The 13,905-nt window shown below is 61.4% G+C and carries 12 protein-coding genes; 8 read left to right on the forward strand and 4 right to left on the reverse strand.

The features are described 5' to 3' along the window. Positions 1–30 precede the first annotated feature (30 nt). On the reverse strand, positions 31–2,601 hold the full coding sequence (locus ACYU0X_RS14220; RefSeq protein ID WP_461901369.1) for an aminotransferase class I/II-fold pyridoxal phosphate-dependent enzyme: 2,571 nt from the start codon (positions 2,599–2,601) through the stop codon (positions 31–33). 496 nt (positions 2,602–3,097) lie between these two features. Between ACYU0X_RS14220 and hutH the strand changes: the two genes are divergently transcribed. From hutH to ACYU0X_RS14245, 5 genes are all read left to right on the forward strand, one after another. Next, positions 3,098–4,642 carry a histidine ammonia-lyase gene (gene hutH, locus ACYU0X_RS14225; protein WP_461901371.1) on the forward strand — a complete coding sequence of 515 codons (1,545 nt, stop codon included), beginning with the start codon at positions 3,098–3,100 and terminating at the stop codon, positions 4,640–4,642. Positions 4,643–4,819: 177 nt separating this feature from the next. Continuing rightward, positions 4,820–5,242, forward strand: coding sequence for an aspartate 1-decarboxylase (gene panD / locus ACYU0X_RS14230; protein WP_309409301.1), 423 nt, complete (start codon positions 4,820–4,822; stop codon positions 5,240–5,242). A 115-nt stretch (positions 5,243–5,357) separates the two neighbouring features. Further along, entirely contained in the window at positions 5,358–6,425 is a 1,068-nt protein-coding gene (locus tag ACYU0X_RS14235; protein WP_461901372.1) for a GTP-binding protein, read from the forward strand. Beyond that, positions 6,422–6,544, forward strand: coding sequence for a type B 50S ribosomal protein L36 (gene ykgO / locus ACYU0X_RS14240; RefSeq protein ID WP_309409303.1), 123 nt, complete (start codon positions 6,422–6,424; stop codon positions 6,542–6,544). Before ACYU0X_RS14235 ends, ykgO begins: the two co-directional genes overlap by 4 nt. Before the next feature lie 264 nt (positions 6,545–6,808). After that, positions 6,809–8,005 carry an IS110 family RNA-guided transposase gene (locus tag ACYU0X_RS14245; protein ID WP_418908024.1) on the forward strand — a complete coding sequence of 399 codons (1,197 nt, stop codon included), beginning with the start codon at positions 6,809–6,811 and terminating at the stop codon, positions 8,003–8,005. Positions 8,006–8,355: 350 nt separating this feature from the next. Here ACYU0X_RS14245 and ACYU0X_RS14250 read toward each other — a convergent pair whose 3' ends face one another. The 3 genes from ACYU0X_RS14250 to ACYU0X_RS14260 are packed head-to-tail and all read right to left on the reverse strand — an operon-like array spanning position 8,356 to position 10,578. Beyond that, positions 8,356–8,991, reverse strand: coding sequence for a class I SAM-dependent methyltransferase (locus tag ACYU0X_RS14250; protein ID WP_461901374.1), 636 nt, complete (start codon positions 8,989–8,991; stop codon positions 8,356–8,358). Continuing rightward, complete coding sequence (locus ACYU0X_RS14255) at positions 8,981–9,793, reverse strand: oxygenase MpaB family protein (RefSeq protein WP_461901375.1); 813 nt, start codon at positions 9,791–9,793, stop codon at positions 8,981–8,983. Before ACYU0X_RS14255 ends, ACYU0X_RS14250 begins: the two co-directional genes overlap by 11 nt. Positions 9,794–9,801: 8 nt before the next feature. Continuing rightward, positions 9,802–10,578, reverse strand: coding sequence for a GntR family transcriptional regulator (locus ACYU0X_RS14260; protein WP_461901376.1), 777 nt, complete (start codon positions 10,576–10,578; stop codon positions 9,802–9,804). 147 nt (positions 10,579–10,725) lie between these two features. Here ACYU0X_RS14260 and ACYU0X_RS14265 point away from each other — a divergent pair, with 147 nt between their 5' ends. From ACYU0X_RS14265 to ACYU0X_RS14275, 3 genes are read left to right on the forward strand one after another with little or no spacing between them, the layout of a single operon-like run. Beyond that, the gene (locus ACYU0X_RS14265; protein ID WP_461901377.1) at positions 10,726–12,162 is read left to right on the forward strand and encodes an MFS transporter; all 1,437 of its coding nucleotides are present in this window, start codon (positions 10,726–10,728) and stop codon (positions 12,160–12,162) included. A 6-nt stretch (positions 12,163–12,168) separates the two neighbouring features. After that, complete coding sequence (locus ACYU0X_RS14270; RefSeq protein ID WP_461901379.1) at positions 12,169–13,140, forward strand: nucleoside hydrolase; 972 nt, start codon at positions 12,169–12,171, stop codon at positions 13,138–13,140. Between the two features lie 36 nt (positions 13,141–13,176). Beyond that, positions 13,177–13,857: a metal-dependent transcriptional regulator gene (locus ACYU0X_RS14275; protein WP_461901380.1), complete on the forward strand. Its 681-nt coding sequence runs from the start codon at positions 13,177–13,179 to the stop codon at positions 13,855–13,857. Positions 13,858–13,905: the final 48 nt, after the last annotated feature.

Raw genomic sequence — 13,905 nt, forward strand, 5'->3', positions numbered from 1 at the left:
AGGAACGTGCCGAGCATTTGACTTTACGAACTATTTCTCGAGAATCTTGGCAATCGCGGCAGGGGTAAATACCTGATATCCACGACGGCGGTCATAGCCGTGTATCTCACGGGTATCGAGCACGTCCATGTAGTCCAAGATCTCCGCGGTAATAACTTGGCCCGGCACGAGCACTGGGAATCCTGGCGGGTAAGGTGTCACGAAGGCCGCCGATACCACTTCTTCGCCTGCCGCAATGCGTTCACGGATCTGCCTGGAGAACAGGAAGTGGCTCGAGCCCTCTTGGTAGGTCAAGTAATAGGCCGTGCGCATGTCACCACTGCCCCCGCCCCCGCTAAATGCTTCGGAGAAGTAGCTGAAGTCCGGCATGGGAATGCCCGCCGCCGGGTCAACCACCGGCGCCATGGCACCGTTTAGTCGGCGTTTGTGGTCAAGCTCTTCAGCGATCTTCACGAGCACCTCAATGAGGTGTGCCACGGCGGAACGATTAGTACCGATATTGGTCATCAGCAGCACGGAAGTGCGGCTGGTCTTGTTGACCTGGATTGCGTGCCCGTCCATCAGGTAGGTGTGTTTGAACGTATCCCCGTCCACACCGGTGGCACTGATGTCGAGGGTCAGACGGCTGGGGTCAACCACGAACTCGTCTTCGGCCCAGACCGTATCCCACGTCCCCAATCCGTCCCGAACCGGATCTGGAACCCTGGCACTACGAAATTCTTTTGGAATCAGATCGAAGGTGTTCAAGACACGGAAGTACTTCCGGAGCAGCTGATGACGGTTGACTGCGCGAGCTACTGATTGCGCCAAGTCCACCTGGCGTTGGATCAAGGAATAACCCTCGAGCTCGACCTGTCGACGCCCGATGTCCAGCGACGCCAGAATTTGGTAGTTCGGCGAGGTTGAGGTGTGCGTCATGTAGGCCTCACGGAACGCGGCAACGTTACGCGTGGCGAAGTCTTGATCGTAGACGTGAATCATCGAGCCCTGACGTAACGAGGTCAGGGTTTTGTGCGTGGACTGCGTGGAGTAGACGCGCAGGCGCGCCTTGTCCGGGTCCGGAATCAACCGGGTGTCGAGCCATGCCTGATCATTATCGGGACTCTGCGCCGATCCGGGAGCCGGAAGCCGATGCGTCTGATCACGGTAGGCGGCACGGTACTGTGCGGTCTCGAAGTCGGCCTCCATACGCGCCGCCGAAGCCATACCGGTGCGCTGCCGGTAGATCGGGTGGAATCCGGCGAAGGCAAACCACGCTTCATCCCACAAGAAGACCAGGTCGGGCTTGATGGCCAGGCACTCTTCCATCACGCGGCGAGCGTCATAGACGATGCCGTCAAAGGTGCAGTTGGTCAATGCAATCATCTTGACCTTATGCAGCAAACCTTCGCGACGCAGCGCCAGCAGACGTCCCTTGATTTCGCGGAGCGACACGGCCCCATACATGGAATGCTCATCGAGCGGGTAGGCCTCTAGGTACGAGACGTTTGCACCTGCCAGCACCAGCGAATAGTGGTGCGATTTGTGGCAGTTCCGGTCCACCAAAACGATGTCACCGGGCGCGATGATCGACTGGTGCACGATCTTATTCGCCGTGGAGGTGCCGTTGGTGACGAAGTAGGTGCGGTGGCTCCCGAAGGCTCGGGCCGCCAGCTCATGGGCCTTCTTGATTGACCCGTGCGGGTCGAGCAAGGAGTCAAGACCGCCGGAGGTAGCCGACGTCTCGGCCAATAGGAGGTTCATGCCGTAGAAGTCGACGAGGTCGCGAGCCCAAGGCGAGTTTTGCACGGATCCGGCCCGCGAAATGGGCATGGCGTGGAAGACACCGCCGGGTCGTTTGGCATAGCGTTGCAGCGCCTTGAAGAACGGCGTGTCATAGCGCCCCATGATCTCGGCAATCAGCGAGAGGTGAAGATCTAGCCCATCGTTGCGGGAGAAGATGCGCTTGAACCGCCCGGTGATTTCATGGGCGAGCGATTCGAGTGCCACCCCGGCAATCAGGTACACCGGAATCTCAGGTCGAATTTCGTCCAGCGCCTCTTCGAGGTCGAGGATCTGCTGGATCTGACGGGCCGAGGAGAAAAGCCTCTTGGTCCGACGGTCAATGTACTGCCGCAACTTGGAGCTGAGCTTACGGCGCGTGGAAAGTTCGAATCGCGCGGTGATCACCACGGCTTGGATACCGGGGTTAATCACCACGGCGGCCAATGCATCTTCGACGCTTGGCACAACAACGAAGTTGTAGTTAAACGGATCGGTCCGCACCCGCATTGACAGCATTTCTTCTTTGAAACGCGCAATCTCATCTGCCGGTCCATTATCGACCAGAAGAATTTCGACGTTCGGCGTGTGCGAACCGTGCTGATGCTCCTCGTCGTGCTCACTGCCATTATGGTGACCCTCTAGGTCAACGTATTGCGTTTGTGTACGAAATGATTGGTTGGCCTGATAGATCTTCTCTAGGGCCTCGGGGAATCGCTCCTCGAGTATGAGGTCAAGCACTCCGTGGAAGTATTCGATACCCGGATTGGCCCAGTAAGGCTCCATGCTCTCGAGCAAGCCCAGAAGCCGACGCACCTCACTGCGGTGCAGTTTGCACACTTCGGCTTCCTCCGACTCACGGATAATTTCCCCTAGTACATAGCCCAGGTGTTCCCATGCGTCTTTGCGCTTTCTCCATGCGCTTTCTGGTGTCGCAGTCTGCGGCACATCTTTCGTTACTATTCCCGTGGACACCTTGGGTGGTCTTCCTCTGTGTGGTGGCGCTACGCCGTTAACCTTGCGGACAACGGTCATCGGGGCACATCGTCGTGACCCATTTCTCGAGGGTATTCCACTTCGACAGAGAATTGATCAATAGTGAGAGATGTTACAGAAATCCGCGAAATATTGGCCCACAATGCGCCAGGCTCGCGACCTTTGCATTAAATCTTTTCAAACTATTCACGCGCCAAGCAAGCAAAATGAATGCCATTCAATAGCAAATGCCGGGCTGTCTGAAATCCCGGATACCAGCTCGTGGAGACCCTAGGTAAACCCGCCCGCGTACCCAACAATGGATGGTAGGAACCGAACTGACTCAACCAAAAGGATTGTCATGACTGCTACCACCACCGGCGTGACCTTGAATGTCACCGGCGTCACCGCCGAAGACGTCATCAACGTGGCCCGCCACAACGCGCAGATCACCATCGCCCCGGCTGTTATCGAACAGCTCGCAGAGGTCCGCGCCCACATCGATGCCCTCGCCGCTCAGGAAACCCCGGTCTACGGCGTTTCCACCGGATTCGGCGCACTGGCCACCCGCCACATCCCGCACGAGGACCGCGCTAAACTGCAGCGCTCGCTGATCCGCTCCCACGCCGCGGGTATGGGCACTCCGGTGGAGCGCGAAGTTGTTCGCGCCCTGATGTTCCTGCGCGCCAAGACTCTGGCCTCGGGCCGCGCCGGCGTGCGCCCCGTCGTGCTGCAGACCATGGTCGACCTGCTCAATGCCGGGATCACCCCGCTGGTCCGCGAGTACGGTTCGCTGGGCTGCTCCGGTGACCTCGCCCCGCTGTCCCACTGCGCCCTCGTGCTCATGGGCGAAGGCGAGGCCGTAGACAAGGACGGCGTACAGCGCCCGGTGCCCGAACTGCTCGCCGAAGCCGGCATCACCCCGGTGGAGCTGCGCGAAAAGGAAGGCCTCGCACTGGTCAACGGCACCGACGGCATGCTGGGCATGCTGGTCATGGCCCTGGCGGACCTGAACGAGCTGGCAGATCTGGCCGACGTTACCGGCGCTATGAGCGTCGAGTCGCAGTTCGGCACCGATCAGGTGTTCCGTGCCGAGCTCCACGAACCGCTGCGCCCGCACCCGGGCCAGAAGACCAGCGCCGCGAACATGTTCAAGGCCCTGGCCGGATCCGAAATCGTCGCCTCGCACCGTGACGGCGACGGCCGCGTACAGGACGCCTACTCGCTGCGCTGCTCCCCACAGGTCACCGGCGCGGTCCGCGACACCATCGCCCACGCCACCACCGTGGCTACGCGCGAACTGGCCGCCGCTATCGATAACCCAGTGGTGTTGCCAAGCGGCGAAGTTACCTCCAACGGCAACTTCCACGGCGCCCCAGTGGCCTACGTGCTGGACTTCTTGGCCATCGCCGTCGCCGACCTCGGCTCGTTGGCCGAGCGCCGCACCGACCGTGCGCTAGACCCGGCCCGCAACCGCGATCTGAACGCCTTCTTGGCAGACGACCCGGGCGTGGACTCGGGCATGATGATTGCTCAGTACACTCAGGCCGGCCTGGTGGCCGAAAACAAGCGTCTGGCCGTCCCGGCCAGCGCCGATTCGATCCCGTCTTCGGCCATGCAGGAAGACCACGTGTCGCTGGGCTGGCACGCCGCCCGCAAGCTTCGCACCGCCGTGGCGAACCTGCGTCGCATTCTGGCCATCGAGCTGGTGGTATCGGGCCGCGCACTGGATCTGCGCGCTCCGTTGAAGCCAAGCCCGGTCACCGGCGCCGCCCTCGAGGTGCTGCGCAGCAAGGTTGCCGGCCCGGGCCCGGACCGTTTCCTCTCGGCCGACCTGGAAGCGGCCTATGAGCTGATCGCTTCCGGCGAGGTTACCCGCGCCATCAAGGACGCCGCCGCTAAGTAGTTCTGCGTTTCTGGCCTAACCGCCGTAGCCCGGTAAACTCGGGCTGCGGCGCTTTTGCTTGTCCGCTGTCGCTGCGGGCGCTTTGTTATCGTCGTCTCCACACGCCCACTGCGCTGAGCGACCGGCGTACACTGGATGAGCGTAAGACCCCGTAGATACCCTCAGGACGGTCACCCCATGCAGCGGACCATGTTCAAGTCCAAGATCCACCGTGCCACGGTCACCCAAGCCGATCTGCACTACGTTGGCTCTGTCACCGTTGACTCCACCCTGCTCGAAGCAGCTGACATCCTGCCTGGCGAGTTGGTCTCGATTGTTGACGTCACCAATGGCGCCCGCCTTGAAACCTACACAATTGCCGGCGAGCCCGGCAGCGGCGTGATTGGCATCAATGGTGCCGCCGCCCATCTGGTGCACCCCGGCGACATTGTGATTCTCATGAGCTACGCCCAGATGGAGGATGCCGAGGCCCGGACCTTCACCCCCTCCGTCGTCCACGTCAATGAAGACAACGCCATCATCCACTTGGGCGATGACCCGGCGGTGGCCGTCTCCGATTCGGTAATGACCCCGCCTTTTGCTCAGGTCACTGGCCACTAATCCAATAGACTCGGCGCGGCCGCGTACTTCCCTTCGGAGGTACGCGGCCGTTTCGTTAAGCCGATACGTGACCCAGACTTGCTAATGCGAATGATTCTCATTTAGAGTTCTCTCGATGGAACTTCTAGTGATTTCAGCTCTCGAACAACAGGCGCGTTCTGCAGCGCTGACCCATGCGCGAGCCATCTACCCTGACGCGACCGTCGCGACCTACGATGCGCTCGAGGGGCCGCGTTTGCTGCGCCAAATTCAACGCCCGGGTGGAGCAGGCGAACGCGCCGAAAGCACCTTCGAGCACTGGTGCCAGGGCTGTGCCTTTCGCTATGACATCCTGCCCACGCTCTTACGCCTACGCACCGAGGGGACGCGCTTTATTCTTGCGCTCCCCACCGGATGGTCCCTCGCCACCGTGGAGCACTATGTCGGCTCCGAATTGCGAGCCAAGGATATTCGCGTGCGGTCGGCCATTCTCGGCCTCGATCCCGCCTCTTTCGAGGATCATCTTTGGGACACCCGACTGCTATCCGAGGCGGGCTTTGGGGTCGACGACAGCGACCCGTCACGTCCCGGAGAATTCTTGGTACAGGATGCCGCTTGGGCCGATACGCTCGTACTCGCCCACGGCTTGGACAGCGCCTTGCTCGAACACGACGCTGCTGAGCATCACGAGTGGATGACCGGGCGCCATCTCGTGGACTTGCTCGCACCGCACGCCGTCCGCGTTCAGGTCGGCCACGATCTCACGTTGGGAAACTTTGACCTGCCCTCCGCCCTGAAACGCACTCGGCCCGGCCAACTACCGGCGCTTAACGCACAAGCCACGATTCCGGGAGCCGGTGGACATCGTTGCCTCCGACTCCAGGCCGAGCGCCCGTTACACCCTGAGCGCTTCCGCGAGGCCTTGCCGCATCTCGCTTCCTCATGCGCTTGGATTCGCGGCACGCTCTGGATGGGAAATTCGCCCGGATCACGCATTGCTCTCGGCGGAGTTGGCCCGCGCGTCTGGATGCAATCCACGGGTAGTTGGGGTGCCGAGACGGCATGCACGCAGCTCGTGCTGACCAGTGACGAACATGAGGCCGAGGAAGTCAGTGCGCTCTTGCGGCACTGTGAACTCAACGATGCCGAGCTAGCCGATTTATCAACCGGTTTAACGCCACACACAATGGAGGAAAACTCATGAAAGTTCGCAAGTCGATCCGCTCACTGAAAAATCAGCCCGGCGCTCAGGTGGTGCGCCGCCGGGGCAAGATCTATGTCATCAACAAACAGAATCCGCGGATGAAGGGCCGACAAGGGTAGTCCCGTTATCTTTTTGATAGCCCCCAACAAGAGGATCATGGGGGCTGTCGGCCGACCAGCCTCGGCATGGTGTCTTGCCCCTGTCTAATCAATGATCCGGGGGGTGTTGCCACCGAGGCTGGGAGGGCAGTGAGGTGATTGCTAATTAGGGGCACGACGCCACGCACCACCGGTGCACGGACGTCAGTCATAACGTGGATGTAAGACTTTGCTCCCGCAGGTTGGCCGACCGAATGAGGGACCAAGCGCAAAGGAGCCAGCCTCATGAAAACCGACGACATCCAGATCTTCCTCGGCCTCGATGTCGGCAAGACCGACCACTGGGCCTGTGCTGTCTGCACTGACGGCACCAAGATCTGGAACAGAACGTTGCCCAACGACGAAGCCAAGCTCACCAAGGTTTACCAAGAACTCAGCGCCAAGGGCACCATCCTGGTCGTCGTAGATCAACCGGCAACCATTGGCGCCCTGGCCGTCGCTGTCGCCCAGAATCTCGGTATTCCGGTGGCCTATCTGCCCGGACTTTCGATGAGGCGTATCGCAGATATGTATCCTGGCGCGGCGAAAACAGACGAAAAAGATGCCTTTATCATCGCTGACGCTGCCCGCACCATGCCGCACACGCTACGTAGCATCCAAGTCTCCGACGAGGACGAAGCCACCCTGGGCATGCTCACCGGCTTTGACCTGGACCTAGCCCGTCAGATCACTCAAACCAGCAACAGGATCCGCGGGCTATTCACCCAGATCCACCCGCCACTAGAACGGATCCTCGGTCCCTGGCTGGAACACGACGCGATCTTGGAAGTCCTCGCAGCCTGGCCCACCCCAGCTCAACTGAAGCACGCAGGCAAAGCCAGGATCGATGCGAAGTTCAAGAAGCACGGAGCCCGCCGCCACACCGCCTGGGCTTCAACCATCATCGCGGCCCTAGATGAGCAGACCGTCGTCGTGGTCGGCACCGACGCCGCAGGTCTGGTCATCCCGCATCTGGCCCGGCAACTGATCTCGTTGCATGCCCAGCGCGTGGACGTGGCCACACATTTGGAGGCCATGGTGGAGGCCCACCCTCTTTACCCGGTCCTGACATCCATGCCCGGGGTTGCCGTCAGGACCGCTGCGATCATCATTGCCGAGACCTCCGGCAAGACCTTCACCAGTGCTGCATCCCTGTCTTCTTACGCCGGCCTGGCACCAACCACGCGCCAGTCGGGCACGTCGATCAAGTCCGAGCGCGTTAGTCATTCAGGTAACAAGAGATTGAAACGAGCGCTCTTCCTCTCGGCGTTCGCCTCGATCAGGTTCGATCCGACTTGCCGGGCCTATTATGACCGGAAACGGGCTCAGGGCAAACGCCATAACCAAGCTCTGATCGCGTTGGCTCACCGGCGTCTCACCGTCCTGTTCGCGATGATCCGTGACGGATCGCTCTATGACGTTCCGGAGCTGAAAATTGCTTGACACAGAACATAGGGGCACCCCCCGGTCCTCCGCCGACATACTCGAGCACATTCTGTGGGCCGCGCTGAGCTTCCCTTTGAAGCTTAGCGCGGCGCCGTATTACAGCCCCTGTGCACTGAGTTGTTGGCCGATCACCTGCGCACCGTGTATGAATCCCGCGGGGTCGGTTCCAGAGTAATTCAGCCGCAGGTAGCACCCGGCCGGCTCCGCAGGGAACCACTCGTCGCCTCCAGCGATGGCCACTTGTTGAGTTAGGCATTCAACACGTGGTCCGCCGAGCTTGCGGCACATATTCATGCGCGGCCACGATCAGCTGGTCTCGCCGATGCCACAAGTCAGCCCGAACTCCTTTAATGCGAGTTGTCCGCCCGGGCCGGGTCACCACAATCTACCTTCTGCGCGATCAGTGCCGCGTGGGCTCGCACCGCCGGGTCTTGGCGCGTCTCGCTGTGCGACACGCGAAATCCGGCGCGCTCCAATCTCACGGTGAGATCTGTGACCCGGTGGTAGTAGGCCAAGGTGACGGCATGTTCGAAGGGCTCCCCCTCCGGCCCATCGAAGAACCCCATCAACAGAGAGCCACCGGGGCTCAAACAACGATTAAGCTCCCTGAGCATTTGATCCAGGGTGGCCGAGTCTGCGTGGATGAGGGAGTACCAGGCCAATGCGGCCCCAAACGACCCGTCTGGGAACGATAGCTCACGCAGATCTGCGCGTTCGAAGGCTAGCTCGGGGTGTCGCTGCCGCGCGGAAGTAATAAAGCGCTCGCTGACATCCACTCCCAGAGTTTGGTGCCCCTGCGCGGCAAGCCATGCCGACCAGTGCCCTGGGCCGCAACCGGCATCGAGGATCCGCCCGTGGCATTCCGCCGCCCAGAAGCTAATCAGCCGACGGTCCTCGGCGGCCAGTCGTTCGACGTCCCCGAAGAGTTCGGAGTAGCGTTCCGCGATGGCGCAGTAGGCCGTGGATTGTTGTTCAGCGCTCACCGTTGACCTCCCTAAATGTTCGGTGCACGTACCGCAACGACAGAAAGAGTGGGATCCTCCGGATCCTACGCGGTAGCCATCTGGTGGCCCAGCGAGCGCCGGCAAGGCAGGCCCTCGCCCGCCGCTGGGTCGCCCTCGTGCTGCGCAACCCGAAGCCTAGGGCCAACGCCGGTGGAAGAGTTTCGATGGTCACGGCCCGCACCGTGGGCATTGCTACACGAATCCACCACGGAGCGTTCTGGGCTGCGAAGAGCTGCTGGGCTAGGTGCCGTGCCTGCTCAGATACCTGCACGGAGTGTGTGGTGGCGCGCAGGTAGTCTTCAAAGGTGCGACGGGACTCCGGCCAGTTCTGTTCGGGCATTTGCAGCGCCGAGCCCAGCCGATGGTAGAAACGATAGATGCTTTCCTCGGCGGCAGAACTCAATGGCGGCAGCACCTGCTGGGCCACCGTGTGGGCCGAGTCGTACAGCGTGGCGGCCACCCACAATTGCAGGCGGGGGTCACGCGCGGAGTAGGCCGCCTGCCTACCATTCCGTGAGCCGCGAACCGGCCGATGCTCGGCATTTACCCGCTCAATTACCCAAGCGCGTTGTTCGGTGGTACCGGCCAAGACCGCGTAGACATAGCACAGGGTGTGAATCAGCCGCCGCTCGGGATGCTCGTCAAAGGCCGAGTGCCGGGCGATAGCTCGCGCGATGTCGGGATGGGCCAGTTGCATCAAAATGGCCCGGCCACCACCGAGCAAAAGCGCCCCTTCGGCCACAAAATCCTGAATGACCTTGTCCTCATCGTTCACGGTCATTACGCTACCTAGGTTTGTTTCAGTAGCAGGTGCCCGGCCCGGGCTGGCACAACGCATTTCGCGACATAGCGAGGCACCGAGGAGAAGGCGACACTCTGGGTGAGTACCAGAATTGGATCTTCGACCTCCAGCTCTAAAAGCGGTGCGCGCGTTTCACGGGCCTGTGAAACAGAGATCTCGCATTCGCCAGGGCCAAAGTCGGAGCCCAAACGCTCCTGCAGGCGTGTCAATAAGGTGCCAGTGGGCTCCGTGGCAGGCTCGTCGCTTAGTTCCCGTGCCAACTGGCCGATCTGCTCATCGCTCACCGCCACATGCTCCTGAAGGAGAGCCACCGGCTCGCCCTCGCGAAGAAACACGGTTTCAAACAGATGGGTCGGTGCGTCGATGTCCAGGCCGAGGCGCGGGGCAATAAATTCGGAGGCCGGCTGCTCCGAGACACTGGTACGGCGCAGTTCTAGCTGTTGATTCGGCGCGGCCAGCAAGCGTTCATAGGGCTGGATTTTCTCGATGCCGATGCGCGGTAGTTCATGGGACACGAACCGCCCAACCCCTCGCCGAGCCCGCACCAGACCATCTTCTTCGAGCAGCATCAGCGCTTCGCGTACCACGGTGCGTGAAACATGAAGTAGCGTCCCCAGCTGACTTTCCGTGGGCAGTAGCGCACCGGGTGAAAGCTGGCCGGCGCGGATCGCTTCGGCAATGCGTGAGTAGGCGGCCACCCTTAAGGGCACGCCAGGGCGCGATTCGACTTGGGTAGCCCACGGCCACTGCGTGATCTCCTGCATGAACATCCACCTTTGGATTAGAAACGCTCCTGCCGCGATTCTACAGGTTCGTCACATTTACCTATTGTATTCAGTTGTCATTCATGGTTGTATAACAACTCGTAACCAAGGGCTGCCCATCACCTGCAAAACAAGGGAGTTTCTGTCGTGACTGCTCTGTCCTCTGACGCGCCACAAAGCGTCTCTGCCGCGCCCACCGGGGCACGCCGCCCCGGCCCGATCCTGCTGGTCACGGTGCTTCTGCTCGGCGTGATCTCTTTCCAGCTCAACGCCTCGATGCTGACCCCAGCCCTGCCCGCCATCGGCGCGCATTTCGGGGTGGATGCCGGCCAGGTGGCCCAGGTGCAATCCTTATTCTTTCTCGCCGGCGCCATCTCCGGCCCACTGATGGGACGCTGGAGCGACTTCATTGGTCGACGCACCGCACTGCTCATCGTCATCGGCATTATGGCCACCGGCACGGTGCTTTGCCTGCTGGCACCAAGCCTGCCAATCCTGCTCACCGGGCGCTTTATGCAGGGCACCTCCAGCGCGATCTTTGCGCTGAGCTATATCGTGCTCCAAGAAAATCTCTCGCGCGCCGCCTTCGGCACCGCGGTGGGTGTGCTCGCCTCGATCAATGGCGGCGTCGCCGGATTCGACGGCTACCTCGGTGGCCTGATGACCGAGAAGCTCGGTTTCCACTCCATCTTCTGGGTCGTGCTGGCCCTAGCCCTCGGTGCCGCCCTGGCAATTCTGCGTGTGGTTCCTGCCCGGCACGCGGCCGTAGCCACCGGGCGCATGGACTGGTGGGGCGCCGCACTGCTCTCGACCTTCTTGGTTCTGCTGACCTACTTCGTGCAATCGGGCTCCGAGGCAGGTTGGGCAGCCGTGCCAACCTTGCTCCTTGGGGCGGGAACGCTGCTGAACTTCGCGGTATTCTGCCTCGTGGAAAAGCGCCGAGCCACGCCTCTGGTTGCCGTGCACCACCTGCGCTCGCGTCCGGTGCTGACCGTGATTCTCTCCACCGTACTCACCTTGGCCGGCGTCTTTGCCGTCATGAACTTCACCGTGATCGTGCTGAGCCAGGACAGCGAACACGGCTTCGGCCTAGATCCTTCGCTTTCCGCGCTGCTCTATCTGACCCCCGCGGCACTACTGGGCGTGCTATGCGCACCGTTGGCCGGCTGGCTCACCGGAAAGATCGGCTGGCGTCTGGCGCTACGTATCGGTTCCGCCTGCTCGTTGCTTGCTCTGATCGGCGCGGCGTTCTTCGTCGAGAACCGCTGGCTGGTGCTCGCGATGATCGCATGCCTCGGGATCTTCTACAATGGATTCTTCCTGACCTCCATCAATGGACTGTCGGTACTGCTCTCCCCTAAGGAAGCACCCGGCACGCTACCGGGAATCAACGGAGCCTCCTTTGGCCTCGGCGCCAGCCTCGGCGTGGTGCTCGTCGCCCCGTTGGTGGCCCGTGCCTCCGAGATTGGCTACGCAACCGGACTGTGGCTCTCGGCAGGAATTGCCGCCGCCGCGCTACTGGTCAGCCTCATGGTCCCAGCACCCACCGACGACAGCACTACCACTACTCCCGAAGGGAACTAACACTCGATGTCTGCACGACCCATCTACTTCGACTGCGATACCGGCGTCGATGATGCGCTGGCGCTGGCCTACCTCATCGCCAGCGACAAGGCCGAGTTGCGCGGCATCGGCACGGTCAGTGGCAACACGGACTCTGCCACCGCGGCACGGAACACCCTGGACCTACTGCAGTTGGCTGGAGTGACGAACGTGCCGGTCGCCATTGGCGAACGTGATTTCATGACACGCAGTTATGATGGCGGCGCTCCGCACGTGCACGGTGCAAACGGCATCGGCAACATCGTGCTGCCCAAGTCCACCACCGCGCCCAGCACGGAATCCGCTGTCGATCTGTTGCTTCGGCTGGCTCACGAGGCAGAGGGAAAGCTCCATCTCATCGCGGTCGGTCCGCTGACCAATATTGCCCGGGCGTTGGAGCGTGAGCCCCGACTTCCGGAGCTGGTCGACGGGATCACCATCATGGGTGGCGCCGCGGAGGTGCCGGGGAATATCACGCCGGTGGCCGAGGCCAACATCGCCAATGATCCCGAAGCAGCGGCCGCCGTATTTGCCGCAGGCTGGACGGTCACCATGGTGCCCTTGGATGTCACGATGACTCAGGTGCTCGAGGCCGAAGACCGCGAGCGTTTGGCCGCCTCCGGGAGCGAGTTCGAGCAGGCGCTTGCCCAAATGCTCGGCCACTACTTCGAGTTCTACCGGGAAATCTATGGTCGTGCCTGCTGCGCCATGCACGACCCATTGGCCGTCGCCGTGGCCCTGGGCGATGTCGAGATCACTTCCGCCCCGTTGGTGCGGGCCCAAGTCGACACCACCAATGGTCCGGGCCGCGGACAGACGATCTGCGATCTGCGGGCCAAATACCGCGGCTACCCCGATCAGTCGCGCGCCAACTGCCGGCCGGTACTTGGCATTACCGGGGACTTCCCCAACCAGTTAACGCAACTGCTACTGGAGCAAAAGGCGCAGGTCCTTTCCTGAGTCGACGAATCCAGCATGGGGGCGTGGCCGACTAAGATGGATACCGTGTCGATCTCAGAGCTTTCGGATAGCGCACAGAACTACCTCAAGATCATCTATGGTCTGCAGGAATGGTCCAGCGACCCGGTCACCCCCAGTAGCATCGCGCAACGCGCCGGCATGAAATTGTCGACCGTCTCCGGTGCGTTGGCCAAATTGCGTCAACAGGATTTGTTGGATCACTCGCCCTACGGCGAAGTGGCCCTGACCGAACGCGGCCGCGACTTTGCCGTGCAGATGGTGCGCCGCCATCGGTTGATCGAAACTTTCCTCGTGAAGATGCTCGGCTACCGTTGGGATCAGGTTCATGAAGAGGCAGACAGTCTCGAACATTCCGTCTCCGACTTCATGATTGAGCGTATGGATCAAACCCTCGGGTACCCCACCCGCGATCCACACGGTGACCCGATCCCGGCGGCCGACGGAACGATCAGCTTCCCCGAGGCCTACCTATTGGCCGATGCCGTGGTGGGCAGCTCGGTAGTTATCGAGCGCATCTCCGATGCGGATTCTGAGCTGTTGCAGCACCTGCAAGAAAATGGTGTGGTGATCGGCGCGGAAGTCGAAATTTCGGGGATGGATAAGTTTGCCGAAACCGTCGAGGTACACGCGCAATGCGGCAATACCGTGGCCCTAGGAGTGGCTGCTGCCCAGGCGATTTGGGTCTCTAACCCCTAGCGCTACGGGGCCGGAAACCGGATACCCCACGTCAGCGCCGTGTAACTA

The organism is Glutamicibacter sp. X7, from assembly GCF_054889245.1.

Coding starts and splice junctions, on each gene's coding strand:
- ACYU0X_RS14275 (WP_461901380.1), top strand. CDS start 13,177: ATGGATACCGTGTCGATCTCAGAGCTTTCGGATAGCGCACAGAACTAC.
- ACYU0X_RS14270 (WP_461901379.1), top strand. CDS start 12,169: ATGTCTGCACGACCCATCTACTTCGACTGCGATACCGGCGTCGATGAT.
- ykgO (WP_309409303.1), top strand. CDS start 6,422: ATGAAAGTTCGCAAGTCGATCCGCTCACTGAAAAATCAGCCCGGCGCT.
- hutH (WP_461901371.1), top strand. CDS start 3,098: ATGACTGCTACCACCACCGGCGTGACCTTGAATGTCACCGGCGTCACC.
- panD (WP_309409301.1), top strand. CDS start 4,820: ATGCAGCGGACCATGTTCAAGTCCAAGATCCACCGTGCCACGGTCACC.
- ACYU0X_RS14260 (WP_461901376.1), bottom strand. CDS start 10,578: ATGCAGGAGATCACGCAGTGGCCGTGGGCTACCCAAGTCGAATCGCGC.
- ACYU0X_RS14255 (WP_461901375.1), bottom strand. CDS start 9,793: ATGACCGTGAACGATGAGGACAAGGTCATTCAGGATTTTGTGGCCGAA.
- ACYU0X_RS14245 (WP_418908024.1), top strand. CDS start 6,809: ATGAAAACCGACGACATCCAGATCTTCCTCGGCCTCGATGTCGGCAAG.
- ACYU0X_RS14235 (WP_461901372.1), top strand. CDS start 5,358: ATGGAACTTCTAGTGATTTCAGCTCTCGAACAACAGGCGCGTTCTGCA.